Origin of the sequence: uncultured Amaricoccus sp. (assembly GCF_937858865.1) — a bacterium.
Lineage (GTDB): Bacteria > Pseudomonadota > Alphaproteobacteria > Rhodobacterales > Rhodobacteraceae > Amaricoccus.
The window spans coordinates 1-10,534 of the sequence record NZ_CALLYO010000575.1 but is presented as its reverse complement, the minus strand read 5'-3'; the positions used below and the strand labels follow the sequence as shown (position 1 = coordinate 10,534).

Sequence of the window (10,534 nt, the reverse complement as noted above, 5' to 3'; positions counted from 1 at the left end):
GAGATGATCTTGCGCGGCTGGGCGGCGATGTCGCGGAAGCGGATCTTCTCGTCCTCCTTGACCTCGGCGAGATGGGTATGGTCGCGGCCGGTGGCCTTGCCGAGCGCCTGCCAGGCCTTCACGGCGACCTCGCCGTTGGTCTCGGGGGCGAGCATCAGGATCACCTCGGCGGCGTCGATCGCCGTCTCGATGCGCGCCATTCCCTTGGTCGGCCCCTCCTCGGTGACCGGCTCGTTGAGGTCGCGCAGGTGATGCACCTCGTCCTTGGTGTCCCAGGAGATGCCCTTGCCGCCGTTGCCGATCCTCTCCATCAGCGGGCCAAGCGCGGTGAAGCGCTTGTAGAGGTTCGGATAGTCGCGCTCGACGGCGACGAAGTTCGGCGCGGTCCTGCCGGGGACGAGCTCGCACTCGCCGCGCTTCCAGTCGAGCACGTCCGGCTGGGCGATCTCGGCCGGGCTGTCGTGCAGGATCGGCACGGCGACGATGTCGGTCTCGACCCCGAGCACCTCGGGCGCCACCTCGGAGAACTTGCGTGCGATGGACTTGAAGATCTCCCAGTCCGAGCGGCTCTCGTAGGCCGGATCCACCGCCGCCTGCAGCGGGTGGATGAAGGGATGCATGTCCGAGGTGTTGAGGTCGTCCTTCTCGTACCAGGACGCGGTCGGCAGCACGATGTCGGAATAGACCGCCGTCGTCGACATGCGGAAGTCGAGGGTGACGAGGAGGTCGAGCTTGCCCTCGGGCGCCGTCTCGTGCCAGCGGGCCTCCTTGGACCGCACCCGGCCCTCGTCGCCGAGATCCTTGCCGAGCACGCCGTGCTCGGTGCCGAGCAGGTGCTTGAGGAAATACTCGTGCCCCTTGCCGGACGAGCCGAGCAGGTTCGAGCGCCAGACGAAGAGGTTACGCGGCCAGTTCTCCGGCGCGTCCGGGTCTTCGCAGGACAGCTCGAGGCTGCCGGCCTTGAGCGCCTCGGCAACATGGTCGCGCGCCTCGATGCCGGCCGCCTTCACCGCCCGCCCGACCTCGAGCGGGTTGGTCTTGAGCTGCGGCGCGGAGGGCAGCCAGCCCATGCGCTCGGCGCGGATGTTGAAGTCGATGATGCTCGCGTCCCAGTCTCCCGCGGGCGCGGTCGGGCTGAGGATCTCCCTGGCGGTCAGCGTCTCGTAGCGCCACTGGTCGGTATGGGCGTACCAGGCGCTGGTCGAGTTCATGTGCCTGGGCGGGCGGGCCCAGTCGAGGGCGAAGGCGAGCGCCGTCCATCCGGTCTGCGGGCGCAGCTTCTCCTGGCCGACATAGTGGCTCCAGCCGCCGCCCGACTGGCCGACGCAGCCGCACATCACCAACATGTTGATGATGCCGCGGTAGTTCATGTCCATATGGTACCAGTGGTTCAGGCCAGCCCCGAGGATGACCATGGAGCGGCCCCTGGTCTTCTCGGCGTTCAGCGCGAACTCGCGGGCCACGGTGACGATGGCCTGCCGCTTCACCCCGGTGATCTTCTCCGCCCAGGCCGGCGTGTAGGGCACGTCGGCGTCGTAGTCGGCGGTCACCCAGTCGCCGCCGAGCCCGCGGTCGAGGCCGTAGTTGGCGCAGAAGAGGTCGAAGACGGTGGCCACGAGCGCCTCGCCGTCCTTGAGCTGGATGCGCCGCACCGGGACGTTGCGGGTCAGCACCTCCGGGTGCTTGCACTTCACGAAATGCTCGCTGGCGGCGCCGCCGAAATAGGGGAAGTCGACGCCGACGACGTCGTCGCGGTGCTCCTCGAGGATCTGGCTGAGCCGCAGGCTGACGTCGGAGGCTGCCGCCCTCTCCTCGAGGTTCCACTTACCCTGCTCGCCCCAGCGGAAGCCGACCGAGCCGTTCGGGACCACGAGGCGGCCGGAGGCCTCGTCCCAGGCCACCGTCTTCCAGTCGGGGTTGTTCGCCTCGCCGAGCCCGTCGGCGAAGTCCGCGGCGCGCAGCATGCGACCCGGCACGAAGCGCCCGTCCGTCTCGTCGAGGCGCACCAGCATCGGCATGTCGGTGTAGCGCCGGGCGTAGTCCTCGAAATACTCGGCCTGCCGGTCGAGGTGGAACTCGCGCAGGATGACGTGGCCCATCGCCATGGCGAGCGCCGAGTCGGTGCCCTGCTTCGGCGAGAGCCAGATGTCGGCGAACTTCGAGGCCTCGGAATAGTCGGGGCAGATCACCGCCGACTTGGCGCCGCGGTAGCGCGCCTCGGTGTAGAAGTGGGCGTCCGGGGTGCGGGTCTGCGGCACGTTCGAGCCCCAGAGGATCAGGAAGCCGGCGTTGTACCAGTCCGCACTCTCCGGCACGTCGGTCTGCTCGCCCCAGGTCTGCGGCGAGGAGGGCGGCAGGTCGCAGTACCAGTCGTAGAAGGACATGCAGGTGCCGCCGAGCAGGCTCAGGTAGCGCGAGCCGGCGGCGTAGGAGATCATCGACATCGCCGGGATCGGCGAGAAGCCGAACACCCGATCCGGGCCGTAGCGCCTGGTGGTGTAGGCGTTGGCGGCGGCGACGATCTCGGTCGCCTCGTCCCAGCTCGCCCGCACGAAGCCGCCCTTGCCGCGGAGGCGGGTATAGTCCGCCCTGAGTGCAGGGTCGGCTTGGATCGCCTCCCAGGCCTTCACCGGGCTCAGCGTCTCGCGCATCCGGCGCCAGATCTTGAGCAGGCGCGCGCGGACGAGCGGCGTCTTCACCCGGTTAGCGGAGTAAAGGTACCAGCTGTAACTCGCGCCGCGGGCGCAGCCGCGCGGCTCGTGGTTCGGCAGGTCCGGCCGGGTGCGGGGATAGTCGGTCTGCTGGGTCTCCCAGGTGACGATGCCGCTCTTGACGTAGATCTTCCACGAGCAGGAGCCGGTGCAGTTCACCCCGTGCGTCGAGCGCACGATCTTGTCGTGGCGCCAGCGGTTCCGGTAGACCTCCTCCCAGGCGCGGCTTTCGCGGGTGGTCTCGCCGTGGCCGTCCGCGAAGGTGCCGAGGCTCTTCTTCTGCAGGAAGTTCAGGCGGTCGAGCAGATGGCTCATGGCTGTCTCCTTACTCGGCCGGCGCGGGGGCGAGTTGGGGCTGGCTCAGGCGGCGCTCGATGTCGTAGAGCAGGCCGCCGCGTCGGGTATAATAGACATAGGTGATGGCGAGGCATAGCACGTAGAAGCCGAGGAAGCCCCAGAGCGCCGCCACCGGGCCCCCGGTCATCGAGATCGACGTGCCGTAGGCCTTGGGGATGAAGAAGGCGCCATAGGCGGCGATCGCCGAGGTGAAGGCGATGATCGCCGCCGACTCGCGGTCGGACTGCCGGCGGAGGTCGTCGGCCTGCAGCTGGGGCATCAGCCGCGGCACCTCGCGCCCCATGATGACCGGGATCATCTGGAAGGTGGAGGCGTTGCCGACGCCGGTCAGGAAGAAGAGCGCCATGAAGCAGGCGAAGAAGCCCCAGAAGGCGCCGGGCCCCTCGATGCCGAGGAAGAAGATCACCCCGAAGACCGCGGCGATCATGCCGACGAAGACCCAGAAGGTGACCCGGCCGCCGCCGAAGCGGTCCGACACCCATCCCGTGCCGGCGCGGCTGAGGGCGCCGACCAGCGGGCCGAGGAAGACGAACTGCAGCGCGTTCACCTCGGGGAACTGCAGCTTGGTCAGCAGCGGGAAGCCGGCGGAGTAGCCGATGAAGCTGCCGAAGGTGCCGGTGTAGAGGATGCACATCAGCCAGTTGTGCTTGCGGTTGAAGATCACCGCCTGGTCGGCGAAGGAGGCCTTGGCGTCGGCGATGTCGTTCATGCCGAGCCAGCAGGCCACGGTCGCGGCGAGGATGAAGGGCACCCAGATGAAGCCGGCGTTCTGCATCCAGAGCTGGCCCCCTTCGCTCATCGTCTGCGGCTGGCCGCCGAGGGCGCCGAAGACGCCCATGGTGATGACCAGCGGGACCAGGAACTGCCCCACGGACACGCCGAGATTGCCAAGCCCGGCGTTCAGCGCGAGCGCGTGGCCCTTCTCGGCCTTGGGGAAGAAGAAGGAGATGTTGGCCATCGAGGAGGCGAAGTTGCCGCCGCCGAAGCCGCAGAGGAGCGCCAGGACGAGGAAGATGAGGTAGGGGGTCTCGGGGTTCTGCACCGCGTAGCCGATGCCGAGGGCCGGCAGGAGCAGCGAGGCGGTCGAGAGGGTCGTCCAAAGGCGCCCGCCGAAGATCGGCACCATGAAGCTGTAGAAGATGCGCAGCGTGGCGCCGGAGAGGCCCGGCAGGGCCGCCAGCCAGAAGAGCTGGCCGGGGGTGAAATCGAAGCCGATCGCGGGCAGGCGGGCCACCACGACCGACCAGACCATCCAGACGGCGAAGGCGAGCAGCAGTGCCGGGATCGAGAGCCAGAGGTTGCGCCGCGCGATGCGCCGGCCGGTGGTCTCCCAGAACTCGGGATCCTCCGGCCGCCAGTCCTCGAGCACGCTCGGCATGACGGTGCGGCCGGGGACGTGGATCTCGGCGAACTCGGGCAGCTCGGGCAGCGCGTCGCGAGAGGTCGTCTGGGCGGAGCGCTCCATGTTGCGGATGGCGAGGTGCATCCAGGTCAGCGCCATTCCGACGAGGAGGAAGAGGAAGGCGAAGCAGCTCGTGTAGATGCCGGTGAGGTCGAGGAGCGCGCCGAAGATGATCGGCAGCACGAAGCCGCCGAGGCCGCCGATCATGCCGACGAGACCGCCGACCGCGCCGACATGCTCGGGATAGTAGACGGGAATGTGCTTGTAGACCGCCGCCTTGCCGAGCGACATGAAGAAGCCGAGGGTGAAGATCGTCAGGATGAACGGGACGAAGCCCATCGAGGTCGAGAAGACGATCGGTCCCTCGCGGCCGTGGATCACGTAATCGGACGGCGGATAGGACAACATCAGCAGCAGGATCATCGAGAAGCCGAAGGTCCAGTACATGACCGTCCGCGCGCCGTGCCGATCCGCGAGGTGGCCGCCATAGGCGCGGAAGAGGCTCGCCGAAAGCGAGAATGCCGCCGCGGCCATGCCCGCCATGCGGATGTCGACCTGATAGACGTCGACCAGGTAGTGCGGCAGCCAGAGCGCGAGCGCCACGAAGGCGCCGAAGACGAAGAAGTAGTAGAGCGAGAAGCGCCAGACCTGGAGCTTCTTCAGCGGCGCGAGCTGGGCCGCCACCGAGGGGGGACGCTCGCCGCTGCGGCGGCGGGCGGCGAACTGCGGGTCGTCCTTGGCGAACAGCCAGAAGATCACCGCCATGGCAACGAGGGCGAGCGCCCAGACCTGCGCCACCGTCTGCCAGCCGTAGGCGACGAGGACCAGCGGCGCGCCGAACTTGGTGACCGCGGCGCCCACGTTGCCGGCACCGAAGATGCCGAGCGCCGTGCCCTGCTTTTCCTTCGGGTACCAGCGCGACACGTAGGCGACGCCCACCGCGAAGGATCCGCCGGCGAGCCCGACGCCGAGCGCGGCGAGCAGGAAGGTCGGATAGCTGTCGGCGTAGGTCAGGAGCCAGGTCGACAGCGCGGTCAGCAGCATCTGCGCGGTGAAGACGAGGCGCCCGCCGTACTGCTCGGTCCAGATGCCGAGCATCAGCCGGATCAAGGAGCCAGTCAGGACCGGCGTCGCGACCAGCAACCCGAACTGGGTCTCGGTGAGGCCAAGCTCGGATTTGATCTCGACGCCGATGATCGCGAAGATCGTCCAGACGGCGAAACAGATGGTGAAGGCCACCGTGCTGAGCGCGAGGGCTCGGCTTTGGTCGCTCTGGCTCACCCCTTCGATTCCCTGCATGCTGTCCTCCAAGGCAGCGCGCCGGGATCGCCGGAGCGCCTTCGCCAACAGCAATGGGCCGCGCGGATGCCGCGGGGATTTGATCTGTGTCAAGACTAAGCGCCTGACATTCAAAACAAGTCCGTGAGGCTATTCCTTGGATCACGCGGTTTGCAGATGTGTGGCGCGCGCATGCGGCAGCGGTGCCGAGGCTTGACGCCGACCGGTTTGCGCTTGATAAATATCAAACAAAGCGAGGACGGAAGATGCGCGCTGACGATGTCGCCGAGTTCCGGCACCTCCCGTTGTTCCGCACGATGGGCGATCAGGCGTTCGAGTCGCTGATCCGGGGTGCCTACCTGCAGACATTCCCGCCGGCGGTCGATCTGATCCGCGAGGGGGACGTTCCGGACTTCTTTCACGTGCTGATAGAGGGCGGGGTGGAGCTCTATGCGCAGTGGCACGATCGGGAGACGACGATGTCGACGCTGGGGCCGCTGGCGACGTTCATTCTGGCCGCGACGGTTGTCGACAAGCCATATCTGATGTCGGCGCGGACCCTGTCGCGGAGCCGGATCGCGTTGATTCCGTCGGAGGACGTGCGGCGGGTTGTCGCGGACGATCGGTCGTTCGCGGACGAGATCGTGGCGGAGCTGGCGAGCGGATATCGGGACTGCGTGCGGCGGGAGAAGAACCTGAAGCTGCGGTCGTCGGTGGAGCGGCTTGCCAACTACTTGATCCGGCTGCACGAAGCGGCGGAAGGGGACGAGTTTTCGTTGCCGCACGAGAAGCGGCTGATCGCGTCGTGGCTGGGGATGACGCCGGAGAACCTGTCGCGGGCGTTCGCTTCGCTCCGGGCCTACGGGGTGCAGGTGGACGGGGCGCAGGTGCGGATCGCGGAGATCGAGGACTTGAGGTGGCTGGCGAAGCCGACGCCCTGGATCGACGATCCGAAGTCCTGACGCGGCCCGGCGGAGTGAATCGGTCTCGAGGGGAATTCCGTTCGTGTTAACAGCGGCTTGGGCGGACTGGAATGCGGCCGGAAAGGGGCTGGAAAGCGGCCATACGATTTGCGGCCGTGACCAGAGTCAGCGCGGGAGGCGGGCGCGACGGCGTATGGAAGCCGGGGCCGCTGTTCAGGCGGCCTCGGCGATGGCTTCGATGCGGTCGAGGTCGGTGATGCGGACGCGGGTCGGGGTGTCGAGGCAGATGACGCCGAGGAGGCGGAGCTCGTTGAGCTTGCGGCTGACGGTCTCGATCGTCAGGCCGAGATAGTCGGCGATGTCGCTGCGGGTCATCGGCAGCTCGATGCAGGCGTCCGGGTCGGCAGACTCGCCGGCGAGGGCGAGGAGGAAGGAGGCGAGCTTCTCGGCGGCGCTCATGCGCCCGAGGAGCAGCATCTGGGCGCGCGTGGCGGCGAGTTCGTCGCGGAGCGCCTGCAGGACGCCGCGGCGCATGGCGTCGTCGGCGGCCATGGCGGCGTCGAGATCGGCGAGGCGGTGCCGGCGCGCCACCACGTCGGTGACGGCCTCGGCGGAATAGCCGTAGCGATCCTGGCAGCCGAGGCCGATCATGCCGCCCTGCCCGACGAAGCGATAGATCTGCCGCCGGCCGTCATGGATGATGCGGCAGCAGCGCACCGTGCCGCTGAGGATCTCGTAGAAGTGCTCGACCCGATCGCCCTCGTAGAAGAGCGCCCGGCCGCGTGCGAGCCGGAGCTCCTTGGCGGCACGCCCGCCGGACGCGGCCGCGTTGGTGCTGGCTTGCCGCAGGAACGGGTGGGGCCGGTCCACCATCGCGATCGCTGCCTGAGCTTGCATGTCGTGTCTCCCGCCCCGGGGACGGCGTTCGCGCCGCACCCGTTGGTCCACTGAACGGCCAATGCCGGGCGAGGGGCAGTCGTGAGATACACTTATGTGCGGTTGGCCCAGCGTAAGCGATTCCCCTTATCCACCGCATGCAGTGTATCGAGAAGCATCGCCTCGGGCACCGGCTTGCTCAGGAAGGCGCGCGCGCCGAGCCCGAGCGCGCGCTCGCGCAGGCGCGTCTCGCGGCTGGCGGTGAGGACGACGACCGGGACGGGCGGCTCGCGCCCGGCGAGCAGGCGCAGGAGCTCGAGGCCGCCCATGCCGGGCATGTGGACGTCGACCAGCACGCAGCCGTCGCGGGGATCGCCCTCGAGATAGGCTTCCGCCGAGGCATAGGTGGTGACGTCGAAGCCAGCGACGACGAGCAGCGCCTCGAGGGACTCGCGTACCGCCTCGTCGTCGTCGATCACGTGCACCGTGAAGGCAAGTCCTTCCGGCATCCCGGCCCTCCGCCGTGCTGCCGCCAAGATTGCCCATCGGGCGCCGGCGGGATAGTCCGCAGTCTTCCTTACGGCGTGCCGGCGTCCGGATCGAGGCCGGCGCGGATCGCCATGCGCACTAGGTGGGACAGGCTGTCGGCGCCGGTCTTCTGCATGACGCGGCCGCGGTGGATCTCGACGGTGCGCGGGCTCATGCCGAGGTGGTGGGCAATCAGCTTGTTCGGCAGACCGATCACCATCTGCTGCATGACCTCGGTCTCGCGCGGGGTGAGGGCGGCGAAGCGGTTGCGGAGCTCGGGGTCGAGGCTCGGCCGCCCGGGAGTGGAGCGGGCGATCGCGCCCCTGATGCTGTCAAGGAGCCGGGCGGAGGTGAAGGGCTTCTCGACGAAGTCCGCCGCGCCCGCCTTCATGGCGCGCACCGCCGTCGGCACGTCGGCATGGCCGGTCATGATGACGATCGGCACGCTGCGGCGGTCGAGGCTCTCCAGCAGGTCGAGCCCGTCCATCCCCGGCATGCGGACGTCGAGCAGCACGCAGGCGGTGCGCTCGGGGTCGAAGCCGGCGAGGAAATCCTCGGCCGACCCGTAGGCCGAGACATCGAACCCGGCGACCGAGAGCAGCGCCTCGAGCGATTCGCGCACGCTCGGGTCGTCGTCGACGAGGCAGAGCCGGCCCTCGGCGCTCATTGGTGCACCCTCACGGGCCGGCCCCGTAGGCGGCGAGCGGCAGGGTGAAGGTGAAGCGGGTGCCGCCCTCCGGGCGCGGCTCGCACCAGATGCGGCCGCCGTGCGCCTCGATGATCGAGCGGCTGATCGAGAGGCCGATGCCCATGCCGGTCGGCTTGGTGGTGACGAAGGGGGTGAAGAGGCCGCCCGCGATCTCGGGCGCGATGCCCGGGCCGCTGTCGGTGACCGAGACCAGGATGGCGCCGTCGGGGGCGCGGCCGGTGGCGACGACGAGCGGCGGTTCTTCGCCGCCGGTGCCGGCACCGGCACCGGCCTCGATCATGGCGTCGATGCCGTTGCGGATCAGGTTGACCACGACCTGCTGCACCTGGATGCGGTCGGCGGTGACTTCCGGCAGGCCTTCGGCCAGCTCGAAGCGGGTGTGGATCTGCTGGTCGGCGGCGCCGATGAGCGCGAGGCGGGCGGCGTCGCGCACCACCTCGTTGACGGCGATCGGCTCGCGCTCGGTCGGGCCGCGCGAGACGAAGCTCCTGAGCCGGCGGATCATCTCGCTGGCGCGGTGCGCCTGGGCGACTGCCTTCTCCATGAAGCTCGCGGCGCGGGCCGGATCGCCGCCGGACTCGATCAGACGCCGGGCCGCCTCACCGAAGTTGGCGATGGCGGTCAGCGGCTGGTTCAGCTCGTGCACGATCATCGAGGCGACCTCGCCCATCGCCGAGAGGCGGCCGACGTGGCTGAGCTCCTGCTGCAGCTTCACGCCGCGCTCGTGGGCGGCGACCCGCTCGGAGATGTCGCGGATGAAGCCGGTGAACATGTGGCTGTCGGCGACCCGCACCTCGCCGACCGCCAGCTCGATCGGGAAGGTGTGGCCGTCCTTGTGACGCGCGGTGACGGTGCGGCCGATGCCGATGATGCGCTTCTCGCCGGTCGTGAGGTAGCGGGCGAGGTAGCCGTCGTGCTGCGAGCGGTAGGGCTCGGGCATCAGCATGTTCACGTTCCGGCCGGTCACCTCGGAAGCGGCATAGCCGAACATCCGCTCCGCCGCCGGGCTGAAGGTGCCGACGCGGCCCTTGACGTCGATGGTGAGGATGGCGTCCGGGGCGGTGTTGATGACGGAGCGGAGGAGTGCTGCCTCGTAGGGGCGGGCGTCCCGGTTGCCGAAGGGGGGGTCGATGCTGGCGAAGAGGGTTCCGTCGGCGCCGGCGAGCTGGAGGCGGATCTCGGCGGGGAACTCGCTGCCGTTCCTGCGGCGGACCCGGCGGCGGAAGCCGGTCGCGACGGCGGCCCGCGCCGCCATCCGGCGCGCGCGCCTCTGCCATGCCGGGGCGGAGAGGGCGGGCACGAGGTCGTGGAGGGTGAGGGATGCGAGCTCCGCCTGGCGGTAGCCGAGCAGGGCGGGCGCGGCGGCGCTCGCCATGCGGACGCGCAGATCCTGCGCGTCGAGCACGAGGATGCAGCCTCGCATCCTGAGCGTCGCCTCGCTGACGTCGGGCGCTCGCCTCACTTCGCCTGACATCGGACGGTTATCGCCCCCCATTGGCTCTCTGGGGGTTCTACCTCAAGGACGGCGGGGCGGTCCACAGGGGGCGGCAGTTGGGCGCACCCTCCCCGGGCGCGGGCCGGGGCGGTCTGCCGGGGTTCTCGTGGCGGCTCGGGTCCGGATCGGCGGGGCCTGAGGCTGGCGGTCACGGCCGCTGCGGGCCAGCGCGCGCGTCAACGGGTGAGGCGGTCGGCCCCGGCCGGGCTGGCGACGCCGCGGAGGAGGCCGGGCTCGTGGCGGAGGCCGCAGGCG

7 protein-coding genes are annotated in these 10,534 nt (G+C 69.3%); 1 reads left to right on the top strand and 6 read right to left on the bottom strand.

Going from position 1 to position 10,534, the window contains the following annotated elements; all coding sequences use genetic code 11:
* Together Q0112_RS17070 and Q0112_RS17065 are read right to left on the bottom strand one after the other, a co-directional pair.
* The coding region (locus tag Q0112_RS17070; protein ID WP_297977207.1) for a nitrate reductase subunit alpha at nt 1-3,026 on the bottom strand (3,026 nt) is incomplete at its 3' end.
* A gap of 10 nt (nt 3,027-3,036) precedes the next feature.
* Nucleotides 3,037-5,769, bottom strand: coding sequence for an MFS transporter (locus Q0112_RS17065; RefSeq protein WP_297977206.1), 2,733 nt, complete (start codon nt 5,767-5,769; stop codon nt 3,037-3,039).
* 245 nt (nt 5,770-6,014) lie between these two features.
* Between Q0112_RS17065 and Q0112_RS17060 the strand changes: the two genes are divergently transcribed.
* Nucleotides 6,015-6,710 carry a cyclic nucleotide-binding domain-containing protein gene (locus Q0112_RS17060; RefSeq protein ID WP_297977205.1) on the top strand — a complete coding sequence of 232 codons (696 nt, stop codon included), beginning with the start codon at nt 6,015-6,017 and terminating at the stop codon, nt 6,708-6,710.
* 174 nt (nt 6,711-6,884) lie between these two features.
* On the opposite strand, the gene Q0112_RS17055 is transcribed toward Q0112_RS17060, so the two are convergent.
* The 4 genes from Q0112_RS17055 to Q0112_RS17040 all read right to left on the bottom strand — a co-directional run bounded on the left by Q0112_RS17055 (nt 6,885) and on the right by Q0112_RS17040 (nt 10,258).
* The gene (locus Q0112_RS17055; RefSeq protein ID WP_297977204.1) at nt 6,885-7,568 is read right to left on the bottom strand and encodes a helix-turn-helix domain-containing protein; all 684 of its coding nucleotides are present in this window, start codon (nt 7,566-7,568) and stop codon (nt 6,885-6,887) included.
* A gap of 92 nt (nt 7,569-7,660) precedes the next feature.
* Nucleotides 7,661-8,056: a response regulator gene (locus tag Q0112_RS17050; RefSeq protein WP_297977203.1), complete on the bottom strand. Its 396-nt coding sequence runs from the start codon at nt 8,054-8,056 to the stop codon at nt 7,661-7,663.
* Nucleotides 8,057-8,124: 68 nt separating this feature from the next.
* Entirely contained in the window at nt 8,125-8,742 is a 618-nt protein-coding gene (locus tag Q0112_RS17045; RefSeq protein ID WP_297977201.1) for a response regulator, read from the bottom strand.
* A gap of 10 nt (nt 8,743-8,752) precedes the next feature.
* Nucleotides 8,753-10,258 (bottom strand): PAS domain S-box protein, encoded by a 1,506-nt coding sequence (locus tag Q0112_RS17040; protein ID WP_297977200.1) that lies wholly within the window; start codon nt 10,256-10,258, stop codon nt 8,753-8,755.
* Nucleotides 10,259-10,534 lie beyond the last annotated feature (276 nt).